Source organism: Desulfobacula sp. (assembly GCF_030611305.1).
GTDB lineage: Bacteria > Desulfobacterota > Desulfobacteria > Desulfobacterales > Desulfobacteraceae > Desulfobacula.
Genome location: NZ_JAUWQB010000080.1, coordinates 1 through 15,493, shown reverse-complemented (window position 1 = coordinate 15,493; position 15,493 = coordinate 1). Strand labels below are relative to the sequence as shown.

The 15,493-nt window shown below is 43.8% G+C and carries 16 protein-coding genes and 1 pseudogene; 5 read left to right on the top strand and 12 right to left on the bottom strand.

Annotated elements, in window-relative coordinates; translation table 11 throughout:
- From QAI40_RS13685 to QAI40_RS13670, 4 genes are all read right to left on the bottom strand, one after another.
- The coding region (locus tag QAI40_RS13685; RefSeq protein WP_304511691.1) for an ABC transporter substrate-binding protein at nucleotides 1-401 on the bottom strand (401 nt) is incomplete at its 3' end.
- A 38-nt stretch (nucleotides 402-439) separates the two neighbouring features.
- Nucleotides 440-2,056: an ABC transporter ATP-binding protein gene (locus tag QAI40_RS13680; protein WP_299977777.1), complete on the bottom strand. Its 1,617-nt coding sequence runs from the start codon at nucleotides 2,054-2,056 to the stop codon at nucleotides 440-442.
- Between the two features lie 14 nt (nucleotides 2,057-2,070).
- Nucleotides 2,071-2,889: an ABC transporter permease gene (locus tag QAI40_RS13675; protein ID WP_304511690.1), complete on the bottom strand. Its 819-nt coding sequence runs from the start codon at nucleotides 2,887-2,889 to the stop codon at nucleotides 2,071-2,073.
- A 13-nt stretch (nucleotides 2,890-2,902) separates the two neighbouring features.
- Nucleotides 2,903-3,862 carry an ABC transporter permease gene (locus QAI40_RS13670; protein ID WP_299977785.1) on the bottom strand — a complete coding sequence of 320 codons (960 nt, stop codon included), beginning with the start codon at nucleotides 3,860-3,862 and terminating at the stop codon, nucleotides 2,903-2,905.
- 222 nt (nucleotides 3,863-4,084) lie between these two features.
- On the opposite strand from QAI40_RS13670, the gene QAI40_RS13665 reads away from it, so the two are divergent.
- The 3 genes from QAI40_RS13665 to nadE are packed head-to-tail and all read left to right on the top strand — an operon-like array spanning nucleotide 4,085 to nucleotide 6,095.
- Complete coding sequence (locus QAI40_RS13665; RefSeq protein WP_299977788.1) at nucleotides 4,085-4,579, top strand: MarR family winged helix-turn-helix transcriptional regulator; 495 nt, start codon at nucleotides 4,085-4,087, stop codon at nucleotides 4,577-4,579.
- 58 nt (nucleotides 4,580-4,637) lie between these two features.
- The gene (locus QAI40_RS13660; RefSeq protein WP_299977791.1) at nucleotides 4,638-5,255 is read left to right on the top strand and encodes a TrmH family RNA methyltransferase; all 618 of its coding nucleotides are present in this window, start codon (nucleotides 4,638-4,640) and stop codon (nucleotides 5,253-5,255) included.
- A 60-nt stretch (nucleotides 5,256-5,315) separates the two neighbouring features.
- Nucleotides 5,316-6,095, top strand: coding sequence for an NAD(+) synthase (gene nadE, locus QAI40_RS13655; protein WP_299977794.1), 780 nt, complete (start codon nucleotides 5,316-5,318; stop codon nucleotides 6,093-6,095).
- 21 nt (nucleotides 6,096-6,116) lie between these two features.
- On the opposite strand, the pseudogene QAI40_RS17125 reads toward nadE, so the two are convergent.
- The 8 genes and pseudogenes from QAI40_RS17125 to QAI40_RS13610 all read right to left on the bottom strand — a co-directional run bounded on the left by QAI40_RS17125 (nucleotide 6,117) and on the right by QAI40_RS13610 (nucleotide 14,244).
- Nucleotides 6,117-7,525: pseudogene (locus QAI40_RS17125) on the bottom strand (MFS transporter).
- Between the two features lie 138 nt (nucleotides 7,526-7,663).
- Entirely contained in the window at nucleotides 7,664-7,858 is a 195-nt protein-coding gene (locus QAI40_RS13640; RefSeq protein WP_299977803.1) for a hypothetical protein, read from the bottom strand.
- Between the two features lie 162 nt (nucleotides 7,859-8,020).
- Nucleotides 8,021-9,241 carry an ABC transporter substrate-binding protein gene (locus tag QAI40_RS13635; protein WP_299977806.1) on the bottom strand — a complete coding sequence of 407 codons (1,221 nt, stop codon included), beginning with the start codon at nucleotides 9,239-9,241 and terminating at the stop codon, nucleotides 8,021-8,023.
- Between the two features lie 55 nt (nucleotides 9,242-9,296).
- On the bottom strand, nucleotides 9,297-10,310 hold the full coding sequence (locus QAI40_RS13630) for a branched-chain amino acid ABC transporter permease (RefSeq protein WP_299977809.1): 1,014 nt from the start codon (nucleotides 10,308-10,310) through the stop codon (nucleotides 9,297-9,299).
- Nucleotides 10,311-10,314: 4 nt separating this feature from the next.
- Complete coding sequence (locus QAI40_RS13625; protein WP_299977812.1) at nucleotides 10,315-11,187, bottom strand: branched-chain amino acid ABC transporter permease; 873 nt, start codon at nucleotides 11,185-11,187, stop codon at nucleotides 10,315-10,317.
- Nucleotides 11,188-11,226: 39 nt separating this feature from the next.
- Nucleotides 11,227-11,934, bottom strand: a complete 708-nt coding sequence (locus QAI40_RS13620) for an ABC transporter ATP-binding protein (protein WP_299977815.1) — start codon at nucleotides 11,932-11,934, stop codon at nucleotides 11,227-11,229.
- A complete protein-coding gene (locus QAI40_RS13615; protein ID WP_299977818.1) occupies nucleotides 11,924-12,637 on the bottom strand; it encodes an ABC transporter ATP-binding protein in 714 nt (237 codons plus the stop codon). Before QAI40_RS13615 ends, QAI40_RS13620 begins: the two co-directional genes overlap by 11 nt.
- A 146-nt stretch (nucleotides 12,638-12,783) precedes the next feature.
- Nucleotides 12,784-14,244, bottom strand: coding sequence for an IS5 family transposase (locus QAI40_RS13610; RefSeq protein ID WP_299977821.1), 1,461 nt, complete (start codon nucleotides 14,242-14,244; stop codon nucleotides 12,784-12,786).
- A gap of 229 nt (nucleotides 14,245-14,473) precedes the next feature.
- On the opposite strand from QAI40_RS13610, the gene QAI40_RS13605 reads away from it, so the two are divergent.
- Entirely contained in the window at nucleotides 14,474-14,896 is a 423-nt protein-coding gene (locus tag QAI40_RS13605; RefSeq protein WP_304511692.1) for a 4Fe-4S dicluster domain-containing protein, read from the top strand.
- Nucleotides 14,889-15,493: aldehyde ferredoxin oxidoreductase N-terminal domain-containing protein (locus QAI40_RS13600; protein ID WP_304511689.1), on the top strand; the 605-nt coding region annotated here is incomplete at its 3' end. The genes QAI40_RS13605 and QAI40_RS13600, both read left to right, overlap by 8 nt.

Genomic DNA, 15,493 nt, shown 5'->3' with positions numbered 1-15,493 from the left:
TCCTCTGCAGTCATGGTTTTGCCATTGTGAAATTCTATGCTTTTGCGCAGCTTAAAAGTCCACTTTTTTGCGTCTGGAGTCGCACCCCAGGACTCAGCCAGTTCAGGGATGACATTAAAATTGTGGTCGATTTCTACAAGATTGTTTCTTATCTGCCAGTTGAGATTCTGGTTCATGTTGGAAGTCAATGTTCCAGGATCCATGGAATCAGTGGTTGACCCACCAGTGCAGCCCATTATAAAACGTCCTCCTTTTTGGGGAGTTGCTGCCATGGCATTACCCGGGAAAAGGGCTGGTGATACGGCTGCAGCAAGCCCAAGGGCAGAGACACCCCTGATAAACTGCCTGCGGGTAATTTTTTTCTGGTTAAACATCTGTGTTAAAAATGATAAATCAGTCATATTCTCTCCTCCTTGTTAAAAATTATTGAATTATTGAATCAGATAAAAGTTGAGGCCCGCTCATCCAGAAGGTTGTCCAGCCAGTCCGGGTCCATTTCAGGTACAGATGCCAGAAGCTTGTCCGTATATTCGTGATGGGGGGGAGCCAGAATTTCCTTTTTTTCGCCCTGCTCGATAATTTTTCCTTCCAGCATGATCACAATCTTGTCTGCAATAGCTTTTACCGTTGCAAGATCATGGGTGATAAACAGGTAAGACATGTTTGTTTTATTTTGCAAATCCTGCAAAAGATCCAGTATGCCTTCTGCCACAAGCTGATCCAAAGCTGACGTGACTTCATCGCAGATGATCAGGTCCGGTTCTGCTGCCAGGGCTCTGGCAATACAGATCCGCTGTTTTTCCCCGCCGGAAAGCTCTGTGGTCAGGCGGTCAATATAAATATCCGGATCAAGTTCGATTTTCCTTAATAAATCCTTTATTCGATCTTCTGCCTTTTGCCCCCGTATGCCAAAATAAAACTGGAGGGGCCTGCCAATCACCTTTCTGACAGTCTGTTTTGGGTTTAATGCTGTATCCGGCATCTGATAGATCATCTGCATTTTTCTTAAATCTTCTTTTTTTCTCTTTTTCAATTCACTGGGAAGTTCTTTTCCAAGAAAGGTTATGGATCCATGAATAGCAGGAAGAAGGCCTGTAATTACCTTTGCCAGGGTGCTTTTCCCGCTGCCGGATTCTCCGACCAGTGCAACCGTTCTGCCTCTTCTGAGGATCAGATCGATATCCTCAAGAACAGTCTCAACCCCAGTATAGGTTGCCGCCACATCCTTGATATCCAGGATCACATCCATTCTATCTGTAATACTTTTTTCTTCCCTTAACGCTCTGACATTTAACAACTCCCTGGTATATTTTTCTTTGGGTTTTTTAATCAATGCCCTGGTTTCACCCTCTTCAACAAGCCGGCCGTTCCGTAACACCATAATCCGGTGGGCTACCTGGGCTACAACCGCCAGGTCATGGGTAATATACAGGGCGGCTTTATTCATTTTTTCCGTGATTTCCTTAACAGCAGCCAGAACTTCAATCTGGGTGGTGACATCCAGGGCAGTTGTGGGTTCGTCAAACACAATGATATCCGGTTTGCAGGACATGGCCATGGCCACCATAGCTCTCTGGAGCTGACCACCTGAAAGTTCATGGGGATACCGGTATCCAATTTTTTCAGGCGTAGGTAAAAAAAGACGCCGATAGATTTCTATGCCCTCTTTTTCAGCCTCTTTATAGTTCATCAGCCCATGGTGGACAGGTGCTTCTGCATACTGCTTTATGACACGATGTGACGGGTTAAAGGAAGCAGCCGCGCTCTGGGCCACATAGGCAATCTTGGATCCCCTGACCAGTCTCAAATCCTCCTCAGTCGCATCAAATAATTCTATCCCTTCAAGATTGATAGATCCTGATGTAAGCCGGCACCCCTGGCGTGCATATCCCATGGCAGCCAACCCGATTGTGGATTTACCGGCACCGGATTCACCGATAAGTCCAAGGACTTCTCCTCTTTTCAGATCAAGACTGATATCACGGACAATGGGATGCCATCGTTCTTCATAAAAACCTTCAATGTACAGATTTTTTATTTCGAGCAAATTGTTCATGCTATCTTCCTTTTCTATTCATGCAGGCCGCTTGATAAATGTAAAAACCAGTCAACAATTAAATTGACGCCCACTGTTAAAAATGCAATGGCCCCGGCCGGAATTAAAGGGATATAAATGCCGAATGTAATGGCCCCTGCATTTTCTTTGACCATTCCTCCCCAGTCTGCCAGAGGAGGCTGCAGGCCCAATCCAAGAAAACTTAAAGAAGCGATAAAAAGAAATACAAAACAGAACCTCAAACCAAATTCCGCCACAAGCGGCGGCATGGCATTGGGCAGAATTTCATGTCGCATGATCCACCAAATCCCCTCTCCTCTCAATCTGGCTGCTTCTACAAATTCCATTACCTCAATATCCATGGCAACGGCCCTGGAAAGACGGTAAACCCGAGTGGAGTCCAGAAGGGCTATGGTAAAAATCAAGGTGGGGATAGATGAACCAACAACGGATAAAATCATCAAAGCAAAAATTAACGTTGGAAATGCCATGATGATATCAATAGCCCGGCTTATTAGCTGGTCAGTCCAGGCGCCTTTAACAGCAGCAATAAAGCCTAGAAACGACCCGGCCAGAAATGAAAGTGCTGTTGTGATAAATGCAAGGGCGATTGTATTTCTTCCACCGTAAACCATTCGGGTGAAAAGATCTCTTCCAAGATGGTCCGTTCCTAAATAAAATTTGACAGAAGAACTTTCCCAGACATCCCCGACCACACTGGTTTCTCCATAAGGGACGATCAAGGGTGCAAAAACAGCTACCAGACAATTTAAAAGAACGATGCCCATACCAATTCGAGCGGAGAGAGGGGATTGTCTTAATAGTTTCAGCACAAAGGAGCTCCCTTTAAATTTGAGTTTGTCTCAGTTTCGGGTTAGAAAGCATGGACAGGATATCAGCCAAGAGATTTAGAAAAATATAAGCAATGGAAAAAATCAATCCTGAAGCCTGTACTACAGGAAGATCCCTCTTGGCGACTGAATCAACCAATAATTGCCCCAGTCCCGGATATACAAACACCACTTCTACAATAACAACACCCACAATAAGATATGCCAGATTGATGGCAATCACATTGATCACCGGTGACAAAGAATTGGGAAATGCATGATGGACAATTATTCTCAATCGCTTTATCCCTTTTATTTCGGCCATTTCAATATAGGCACTGGCCAGCACATTGATAATGGCTGCCCTTGTCTGCCGCATCATGTGTGCCGTCACCACACAGGTGAGTGTCAGAGAAGGCAGCAAGATTGCATATATTTTGCTGAAAAACCCCATGTCTTTGTCAATGATTGCCAGACTGGGGAAAATATTGAATTTTACAGACAAAAGACTGATCAGAATATAGGCTACAAAAAATTCCGGAAAAGAGATAAACGAAAGGGTGGTTCCTGATATCAGCTTGTCAAACAAGGTGTTCCGATAAAATGCCGCAAGCATGCCTAAAAGAACTGCCAGAGGAATTGCAATCATGGCAGTGGACAGGGCTAAAAATAAGGTGTTGGCAAACCGCCAGCCGATTAATTCGGAAACAGGCCTGCCATTGGCAAGGGAATTACCAAAATTACCATGAACAAAATCATTCAGCCATGTACCATATCGGATATGCGGGGGCAAATCGAGTTTGAGTTCTTTTCGAAATGCCTCTACAGTCTCAGGTGTGGCAGATTGCCCCAGAACGGTCTGTGCCACGTCCCCTGGCAGCAATTCCACACCAATAAAAATAATAACCGAGATAATAAATATTGTGATCAGGCTTGCGCCCCAGCGTTTGAGAATTAGAATTAAAACACTTTTCATAAATGAATCTCTCTTCATCATTATTGCTATTTTCCATAAAAACATATCGAACTCTAACTAATTTGTCAAATGCGTCTTTTATGCCAATCCTTTATTTTAATTGACATACATATATAAGATATTATATTTTGAGAGATTAAAAACCATAGTGTTCTATGTTTTTAGTGTTTATTTTAATATAGTAAATACCCTTAAATTTGATGATATAAAAAAGGGCTTTCGATGAAGAATACAAATGACGACCAATGCAGAAATTTTTTAATAGCCCTGCGAAAAATTATCCAAGCCATAGACCAGCATTCAATAAGACTGAAAAAAAAATTTGGTTTGACCGGGCCTCAGCTTATTATCCTGCGGTCAATATCCATAGATGATCAAATCTCTGTGACACAGCTTTCAAAAAAAGTCAGCTTAAGCCAGGCCACAGTGACGGATATCACAAAACGCCTTGAAAAAAAGGGGTATATTACAAGGGAAAAAAGTCTGTATGATAAACGCAAAACTAATATAGCTCTTGCGGAAAAAGGAAAAATAATACTGAATACAGTGCCTCCGCTTCTCCAAGAACAGTTCACAGATCGATTCTCCAAACTGGAGCGCTGGGAGCAATTAATGATTGAAAGTTCTTTTGAACGTGTTGTCTCTATGATGTCTGCAGAAAATATTGACGCCTCCCCAATAATGGTAACTGGTTCAGTAGGCCCAGCAGAGTCATAATAATCGTATTCAATAAAAGCCGGCATTCATTGTAATTTGTTGGCCGTCAGTGTATATCATGTGCCAGAAAACAAATGATATAAAAGGGTCGAAAAATCGTATGGGAGGACCTCATAAAGTCAGGCAGATGATGAAGGCCGAAAGAGATATGGCCAAACGACGGTTCAGAAGACAAAGGAATAAAAACTATCTTGCCAAACCCGGCATCCATGAATGTGTAATCGTATTGGATCATTTAAAGCCAACCTATAATATCGGAAAAATCTTTAGAAGTGCCGATGCCTTCGGGATCCGTGAAATCCACCTGGTCGGTATTGATTTTTTTGATCCGGCCCCGGGCATGGGGGCCTTTAAATGGGTTCCAGCCGTATTTCACCGCAACTTTTATTCCTGTTATACAAACCTGATCAACAAAGGCTATATGCCGTTTATCCTGGAACCCGGCAAAGGTAAGCCCATCACAGGAACAGCGCTGCCCCTAAAAAGTGCCTTTATCTTCGGGCATGAGGAATTCGGAATCAGCTTTGAACCGGACTTGTTCCCCCATATCAAGCACCTGACCATTCCCCAGTTTGGAAAATCCCAAAGCCTGAATGTGAGCGTGGCAGCCTCAATTATTTTATACGAATATACCAGACAACATGGAATAATTGACAAAAATAGCCCGGGTTCTTAATATCATCGATAAACATAAGGTGTTGTTGCAGACAATAATAAAAGAACAGGAACGCTATTTATGAAAACAAAAAAAGTAATTGATCATATTGTCCAATGGCTTGATACATATCTTGACAACTCAGGTTTAACAGGATTTGTCATTGGTGTTTCAGGGGGCATTGATTCTGCTGTTACATCGACTTTATGTGCCGAAACCGGCAACCCTGTTCTGGCGCTTAACATGCCCATCCACCAGGCAAAAGACCAGATGTCCAGATCTTCGGCCCATATTGCATGGCTTGAAAAAAACTTTGATAATGTCAATGGCATTGATGTGGAGCTTTCGCCTGTTTTTGATCAAATTAAAAAAAGCCTTCCCGATCATATTCAAGACGGCATGACAATGGCCAACACTCGGGCAAGACTTCGCATGCTCGCCTTGTATGCTTTTGCTTCCAACCATAAAATGCTGGTTGTAGGAACGGGCAATAAAGTTGAAGACTTTGGTGTGGGGTTTTATACCAAGTATGGGGATGGCGGTGTGGACCTGTCCCCTATTGCAGATCTCATGAAAACTCAAGTTTATGCCCTGGGTAAAAACTTAAAAATCATTAAAGATGTTCTGACAGCACCCCCAACAGATGGCCTTTGGGAAGATAATAGAACAGACGAAAGCCAGATCGGTGCCACCTATGCAGAGTTGGAATGGGCGATGCAGTATCTGGAGTCTCCCCAAAAGGAACCCTTGAGTGCGCGGCAAGAAAAAATTCTTGCCATCTATGAAAAATTTCATACCACTAATAAGCATAAAATGGACCCCGTACCGGTATGCCGTATTCCTGAGAATTTTAAAGAATAATCGACGATCCTCTGTTGTTATTCATACTTCAGGAGATCTTTTATTTTTCTGTCCAAATCCGCCAGGAAGCAGAATGCAACATAAAAAACCCAGTATGGAGGATATACAACCGACCCAAAAAATGGATGAGACTCCTTTTAGGACAGCTTCCTGAAGAATTTCCCTTGCACTCTGGGTCAGCATGGCTGCAAATTCAGGTTTAAACAGACTCTCCACGCTCTCACGAAGCCGGGCCAAAAGTTGCGGATTCAATAACCTTGATGTCTCTTCCAGGCGGTTTAAGAGACCTGAGGTTGCAAGACCTCCGCAAATCCCAACGCCGATGGTTCCACCAAACGTCCGGGAAAACTGGTGAAAAGAAGTTGCCACACCCAAATCTTTTTCTGGCAGGCTTTCCTGGACCAGGATCAAGGTCGCGAGGGTAATAAATCCCATGCCAAGCCCCACCACCTGGAATACAATAAAACTTTGAACCATGGTGGTTGTCAGACTAAATCCAAGGGTCATGGCACTGCCGGTCACCATCATCAAACCATCGGCCAGAGCGGCTGGTTTTGCATCGATTCTGCCCATGATTCTGCCCAGCACAAGAGACCCCAGAGACCAGCCAGCATGGCCCACCCCACCTGCATAGGGGTCTGTTCCAATGCCCCCTGGAGGAAGAGCGGCGCATATGCAAACAGGGAAAAAATGGATAAGCTGCTGAAAAAAGCCGCCAGATTACCATAGGCAAATCCCTTATGCTTAAAAAACCTAAGATCAAGAATCGGATCTTCTGCCCGCTTTTCCGCCAGATAAAATCCTGCTGCAAAAACAAGGGTTACAAAAAATAAAATCATAATCGGCCGGGAATTCCATTCAAACTCCCTTCCGCCGGCAATAAATATGGTTAACAGGGAAAGAATAAATCCGGATAAAAAGATTACCCCTGCAATATCCAGAAAGACTGTTTTCCTTTTTCCCCTGAATTCCTTTAAATAAATACTGATCCCGACAAATGAGAGAATCCCCAGGGGCACATTGATATAAAAAATCCATCTCCATGAAAAATAGGTAACAATAAACCCGCCCAGGGTAGGCCCTATCACACTTGAAATCCCCCAGATCGAACTTGCAAAAGACAGGGTCTTTGCCCTCTGCCCGGACAGGGAGACATCTGAAAGCACCACATAGACGAGTGCAAAAATTCCACCTGCCCCGATCCCCTGGAATACACGGGCTGCAATAAGAAACGCCATGGATGGGGATGCACCTGCTGCCACGCTGCTTAAAACAAAAAGCCCTATGGAAAATAAAAACAGCTTTTTGATATCCAACAGATCACTCAGCTTCCCAAATACCGGCAGAGAAACCGCCCTTGCAAGAAAATAAGCCGAATAGACCCATGCATAAAGATGAAGACCGCCAAGTTCGGTTATAATGGTCGGCATTGCCGCAGACATGACAAGGGCATCCATGGCCCCCAGAAAAAGTGCTAAAAGTGCGGCACCAATAATGTATACGCGCCCGGTTTTTATGTTTTGATCCATTTTCATCTTATTGTTCATAATCGATTGAAAGTACTGCCTTTAGTCAGGCCGCACCGGAAATATAAAGGGAATAAGAAAAACAAAGCAGGCAACCAGAAAAAACAGACTGCCCAGAATACCAAGCAGATCACCGGCTCTAATGCTGGCCGCCCCGTATAAAAGAGCCGATGCAATAAAAAGTATCCACCCCCATATCTGGCATTTTCTCTCAAAGAATAATCTCGGGCCTGCCATGGTCCCCCTTTCTTTATCAAGGTATGTTAAAACCATCAATCAAATAAATCTCAAAAAAACTCCCTGACTGACAGAGTCAGTCAAGGAGCTAAGAGAGGTTTCCAAAAAACTTCGCCTCAAGTCATTGATCCGAGGCGAAATTTTGCTGTAATATTATTGCCGCTACTTAATCCACCGCGGTTTAATAAACTTACTATCCTTGTAAGGTGTCAGTGGTGGATCGGCAAACAGGGTTACCAGCTCACCGTTCTGTACCTGGTAGTGAACTATGGGAGCACCGGGCTGTGCATGCAGGGTATTATTTTCACCCCAGCTTATATTACCCATTAATCCCTTGTATGGGACTTCCTTTAGATGCTTGTTCACCGCTTTAAAATCATAGGGATCACCTGCAACTTTAACAGCCTCGGCCCAGGCCATAAAACTCGTATATGTTATAAAGGAGCCAACCCCAAGACTATGCTTGTACCGTTTTTCGTACTTGTCCAGCCATGCCTGTGCTTCGGCAGTGGGTGCTACAGGTGTCGGTACACCTGCGGGCATCTGACCCAGAACACCATCGGCTTTCTTGCCCAGGGTCCCTACTACCTCAAGGGGGGTAATACTCCAGCCCAGACTGATAATTGTATGGGTCGGTTTCTTGAGAAATTGGCGGACAAACGTAATGGGTTCCTGTGAGGCTGCTATTTCAAAGTGGATAACCGCGGGTTTGATCCTTCGTATTTTGGTTAATATAGGTCCCCACTCATTGGTACCATAAGGAACGATCTCATGAAGCGCTACTTCCCAGCCGATCTCTTTAAACCGTTTGGCCATAACTTCCCCGATTTCCTCTCCCCAGGCGTCATCCGTATTGATGAGCACGACCTTTTTATTGGGATAATCATAGGGTAATTTCTGCAATGCGTTAAACACACTGCCCCCCTGATCCGCTGCGACATCGGTCATAAAGTAAGTATTATAATATTTCCCCGGATCTTCTTTGAACACATCAACCGATGCCTGGGAGCCATCATCAATAAAAAAGGGCACATCGTATTTTCCATACGCCCTGACGTCCGCTCCAGCACCGGCCCAACCCGCAACCACAACTGCAACTTTCTTTTGGGCCATCAGATAATCAGCACCCTGCATAACCACTTCGGGTGCAAAATCCTGATTGTCAAACATAACAATCTCAAGCTGTCTGCCTAACAAACCACCTGCTGCATTGAGCTCATCCACCGCCATCTCAACACCTTTAAAATAATTATCTCCGGAACCGGCATAATCTCCGGTCAAAGAGAACGCACACCCCACCTTAACGGTATCTGCGGCAATTGCCCATGATCCCAATACCATGCAGGTTACAATAACCATTAACATCAAACCAATCTTTTTCATTTTAATCCTTCCATTTTATAAGTTAAAAATTCTGACAAAAAATTTCATAACGTCCTTAAGGGCTTGATTCGTGTGTTTCATTCCTGTGTTTCAATTGTTCTGTTCTTTTTTTTGTCATTCTGAAGACAGAGAATTTTCGAATCAAACCGGTGACACCATCCGGCAGCAGTAATACAATGACAACCACCATTCCGCCCATGATCAGGAGGCGGTAAATACCCATGGGCCTGAGAAGCTCGTTCATGGTGACCGTGACCACCGCACCCAGGACAACACCCGGATATTGGCCGATACCCCCCACTACAATCATGATCAGCAGAACGGTAAATACTTCCATACTCAGCATCCGCGTCGATAATATGCCGACATAGTGTACGTAAAGGGCACCAAACAAACCCGTGATAAAAGAGGTAACGGCAAACACCAGGAGTTTGTATTTAAAGGCGCTGACACCCAGACTTGCGGCAAAATCTTCAGAATCCTTTAAGGCTAAAAAAGCCGTGCCCCAGTGGGATTTTAAGATCACCACAATAACAGCACTGCAAATAAGGGTCAGAACAAGCGTAAGATAGAAGTACGGCACCAGCTCAGAGGAAGAAAAATCCATGCCGAAAATATGAATCGGGGGAACACTGATAATGCCCCGTGATCCTCCTGAACCAATGGCTTTTCCAAGGGGACCTTTAAGAAAAGGCTCCAAAGCCAGTTGAAATGCGAATGTAACCAGAGCAATGTAGGGTCCTGCGAGTTTAAGGCAGGGCAACCCTATAATGACACCGATAATAGCGGTAATTGTTCCGGCCATGAATATGGACACAATAGGCGTCACGTTCAATGATACTGAAAGTATGGCAGATGAATAAGCGCCGATCACATAGAAAGCCACCTGACCAAAAGAAAATATGCCGGCATACCCCATGATGAGATCCCAGCATGAAGCGACAACAGACCATATCAAAATCATGGTCAAAATCCTCATATAAATTGAGCTGTCGCCCAGGAACAAAGGCAGGATACCAAGGAAACCATACGTAACCGCAAGAATTGTGACCATACTTTTAGCATTCATAATCTTATTCTCTTCCCATCAGACCCTGGGGACGAAATGCCAGGGTTATTAAAAGCAGTGTTAAAACAGCGATCTCAATGTGTATCATTCCCAGATAATAACCAACGAAAGCCTCCAGCATTCCGATAATAAGAGCCGCATAAAGACTGCCCTTGATAGACCCCATACCGCCAAAAGCGGTAATAACCCAGGCCTTGATCATAATGCCTGTGCTGGCCTGTGGATTAACAAAATTTTTCTGGCTCAGTAAAATCCCGCCAATACCCACCATGATTGTTGAGATGGCAAAGGTGGCGGCAAAAACACGGTCCTTTGGAATGCCGACAATCTGAGCACCGATGGGGTTTTGAGCAACTGCCTGTACGGCCATCCCAACACGGGTATTGTTTAAAACCCAAGCAAAGAAAAGTAAGCCTGTGATGGATAATATGAAGATAACAACGTCCTGGTTCATAAATACAAACGGGCCAATGGTAAGGGTACCTTCCACGATATCGGGCAGTGATTTGAGCCGCGGACCAAACACGGAGATATATCCGATATCCAGAAAGAGAGATAACCCCAGGGTTAACATCATGGCCTTCATCTGCCAGTCGGACCGTTTTCGCAATGGAGATATCAAGATTTTTTCTAAGAAATATCCCACAACAAAGAGAAAGGGAATAGCGGTAAGGAAAACCGTATAATACCCGCCTTTTATCCCTAAAGAAACCAGAAGCGTCCAGGCAAAATAACCGCCCATGGTGTAAAAAGACCCATATGCAAAATTAAAGGCTTTTGTTACACCGTAGACAAGTGCGAGACCAATGGCCATAAGTGCATAAACCGACCCGTTCAACAGCCCGCTGATAATCACTTCAATAATCTCTATAAACATCTATTGTCCTCTCCCCCAATTTTGTTTCCTTAGGCCCTGTCACATTCCCAGAAAAATTTCCTTTAGATTTTCGTTGCTCAGGGCATCGTCTTTGCTACCCTCAAACGTTATATGCCCCTCTTCCAAAACATAGAGCTTGTCAGCCAGATCGGTTATCTGGGGGATGTTCTGCTCTACCACCAGAATTGTTTTCCCCTGCCTGTTAATCTCCTTAATGATCCGGGCCACCTCCACCCTCAGGTTTGGCTGCAAGCCCAAAGCAGGCTCATCAATGGCTAAAAAATCCGCGTTTGACATCAATCCCCGGGCGATAGCCAGCATTTTGGCTTCACCACCGCTCATGGTGGAAGCATATTGTTTCTTTCTTTCGGCCAATCGAGGAAACAAAGAAAAGACTTTTTCCAGGTTTTCCTTTTCATATTTGCGTGCGTTTTTTGAATACGCCCCCAGCTTAAGGTTTTCCATGACCGACATATAGGGAAACAGTTCGCGGTTTTCGGCAATATATGTAATTCCCATATTGACGATCTTCTCAGAGGAGAATTTAATAATATCCTGATCCTTGTAAGAGATCCTGCCCTTCTTGGAATCCACCATGCCGCAAAGGCTTTTCAGCAAAGTGCTTTTGCCATGACCATTAGGCCCCAGCATCACCACCACTTCCCCTTTGTTAACATTAATGGACACATCCTTGAGTACGTGGGCCTGTCCGTAATAGGCGTTCAGGTTTTCAATACTAAGCATCATGTGTATCTCCCAGGTAGCACGCAATAACTTCGGGATTGGAGGTTATTTCTTCAGGAGTCCCGGTACAGATCTCGCTCCCGTTTTCTATAACCAGGATAGGATTGGCAAGCTCTGTTAAAACCTTCATAAAATGTTCGATGATGATGACGGTGATGTTAAGATCTTGATTGATTTTTTTTATGAGATTTGTCATTTGCTTAATCTCTAGAGCGTTAAGCCCTGCCATGGGCTCATCCACCATCAGTATTTTTGGCTTTGTGGCCATGGCAGCGGCAATCATCAGTCTTTTTTTGCCCAGCAGGTTCAATAGATCGGTTTTATCGCTGCGCTCTTGTTCCAGGCTGGCAAAAGAGATCATCTCATCACAATAGCCAGAGTCGTATTTGCCTGAACTGCCGAAGCGACCGCCCAGATTCACACTTTCTTCCACAGTCAGGCTTTCAAAAATCTGAGGAATCTGAAACGTTCTTGAAATTCCAAGGCGAGCGATTTTGTGTGTGGGAAGTCCGGTTATATTCTGACCGTCAAATTCTATTTTACCTTCATATTTATAAAATCCTGTTATGAGGTTGTATAAGGTTGATTTACCCGCACCGTTTGGACCGGCTATTCCGAATACCTGCCCCTCTTCCACTTCAAAACTCAGGTCGTCGACAGCTGCCAGCGCTCCAAACTTTTTGGTAATATTGATCGCCTTGAGCATCTTGCCTGTTCCTTTCGTAAGTTGAGCAAAGCTTTGGTATCACATAATATGTAATATGTGATATGTTATCTAAGCTTTATCATAGAGCTTCCTGAACAAATCAGAATCACCCTGTCATTTTGCTTACAATTATATTTTGTCATCAATTATCTGCAATGATCTGAGGTTATATAACATGTGTTTTGCTTTCTTGTTGGATAAAACAAACCCCAAAGTATCCAATTGAGGAAACAAAAAAAATAAAAAGGCATAACCTTCAGCCATTTCTCAAGGTTCATAACCAAAAAGATTATGGCAATCGCTTTTTCCGATGTTTGAGCTATCTTGCTCATGATTCTCGATAGACCAAACCGACGCTTTGCCTGACCAAACTTACCTTCTATCGGGATTCGATCTATTTCGTCCTGCCAGGATTGTTTTTGCTGGTCACGTTTCTTTGATAGCTGCTTTGGTGGGCAGCCAAGCCTTGGCCCCGACAAGCGGATGCCATGCTTCTTACAATATTTTATATTGTTTCGATTCCTGTATATCCTATCTGCATGGACAGATGATGGATAAAAGCCAAACCTTTCTTTATATGCTTCAATCTGCCCCACCAGATCACCGGACTCATTATAGTTGTTCCAATCGAGGTGGTCTAAAAAACAATACCCATCAACAAGGCTGGCTGATATTTTGGCGCCAAATTCAGTTGAAGCATTAGCTTTACCTCGTTTTATCGGTCTGACATGGGGCTGCGAAATGCTTACTATGCGGTCATTAATCCTGTTTTCATGCTGCTCATGCATCCATTTTTGTTGACGAAGCAACTCGTTAATAACAAGCAGATCCTTATACTGACGTCTGTCAAGAAGCGAAAGAGAACTGTTTTCGGATAACAGGTCGATTGTTTTTAGGTTCCTGGCAACATAACCAATTTGTTTTCGGATCGATTTGCGGCGCTTGCTTTTGGAAAGCCTTTTACTCTTTGCAACGGATAAGAAGTCTTTGCGTGCTTTCTTTCGGTATGTGCGGGGTTTTTTCATTTTCCCTTTGTGAGGAAGATGCAGCACATCTATAATTTGCTCACTTTTTTCCCGGGCCTTATTCAAAAGCTTCAGATCAGTTGGAAAGGTTATATCTGCCGGTGCACAAGTTGCATCAACCAAAAGCTTACCTTTGTTTTGAGGCGTTGAATCATCGTCAGAAGCCTTTTGCGTTTTGGAGACTGCTTTTTTATTCACGGCTTCATTTATTTTAAAAACCATTGATTTGCTTATCCGCTTTCGGAAATGTACAAACATTGTCGGATGGAACGGTGCTTCATCTTTGTATTCTTTGAAACCTAAGAAATATTGCAAGTAAGGATTTTCACGGATCTGCTCGACGGTTTCTTCATCACTGGTTCTTAACCGTTCTTTTATGATCAGTGCTCCAAGAGCCACTCGAACAGATTTTGCCGGGGGGCCAAATCCTGATCCTTTTAAAGATTTGGAATAACTGATTTCAAATTCTCCCCAGGGAATAAATTTTGCCAATTTCACCCATCGGTTGTCAGATCGTAATTTACCACCAAAAGGCAAACAAAAATTTTCGAATTCTAATTGATTTTGACTGTGTCGGTACATAACATTAAAAAAAGTGCAAGGGTTTTTGAGGTTATGTGTCTTTTCTTATCCATTTTTGAATGCTAATATAGCATATTTATTAAAATATTTCAATAACTTATATTCAAATAAGGAAATTCTATCATAGCTTTTTTTTAAAAGCAATAAAAAAAGAATTGAGCGCTTTACATAGTACATAATATGTGATATTTTCAACTTTAAGAATAGATAACTTTACTGGGAGAACGCCATCAAAGCCTTTATTCACACAAACTTTGACAAATGTACAGGCTGCAGCATCTGCCAGCTGGCATGCAGCATGGACCTGGTCAAAGGATATAACCCCAGGCGGGCCCGTCTTTTGATCCTTCCCAAAAATGAAAATCTCTACCATATACCAGTGCTCTGTAATCAGTGTGAAAACGCCTATTGCATGAATGTCTGCCCTTCCAAAGCTATTTTCCGCGGGGATGACGGCATTGTCTGCATTGACCAGGATAAATGTATCGGCTGCGGCCTGTGTACCCAATACTGCCCCATGGGGGTGATTCAACTGGATACTGACACCAAAAAAGCCGTTAAATGTGAATTGTGCCAGGGAAAACCTCTGTGTGTTGAGGCCTGCCCGACAGGAGCCCTTGAACTTGCTTATAGAGGAAAGATCAATGACTGAAACCTACACAAACAAATTTCTGATGATTGATTTATCCTGTTCATCTTTTGAAACCTTTCCGGTTCCTGATGCCTTTAAAACAGATTTTATCGGTGGAAAGGGATTTGGAGCAAAGCTTCTTTATGACAAGGTTCCCCCTGGCACTGACCCTTTAGACAAAAACAATCTTCTCATGTTTATGACTGGCCCCTTGACCGGCACCATGGCCCCGGCCATGCGGGGATGTGTTGTCACCAAATCTCCTTTGACCGGTATTTTCCTGGATTCCTATTTTGGAGGCAGCTTCGCTCCTGAAATCAAATATGCCGGATATGATGGTATCATTATAAAAGGCTGTGCACAAAAACCCGTCTTTATCTGGATTAACGATGACCATGTGGAAATAAGGGATGCCCGTCACCTTTGGGGAATAGATACCCTGGAAGCCAACCGCCTGATCAAAAAGGAACTCAATGATGACACCATAAAGATTGCCGGTATTGGCCAGGCAGGAGAAAACAAGGTTCTTTTTGCTCTCATCGGCTGCGAATACAACCGCCAGGCAGGAAGGGGCGGGGCCGGTGCCGTCATGGGCTCCAAAAACCTTAAGGCCATTGC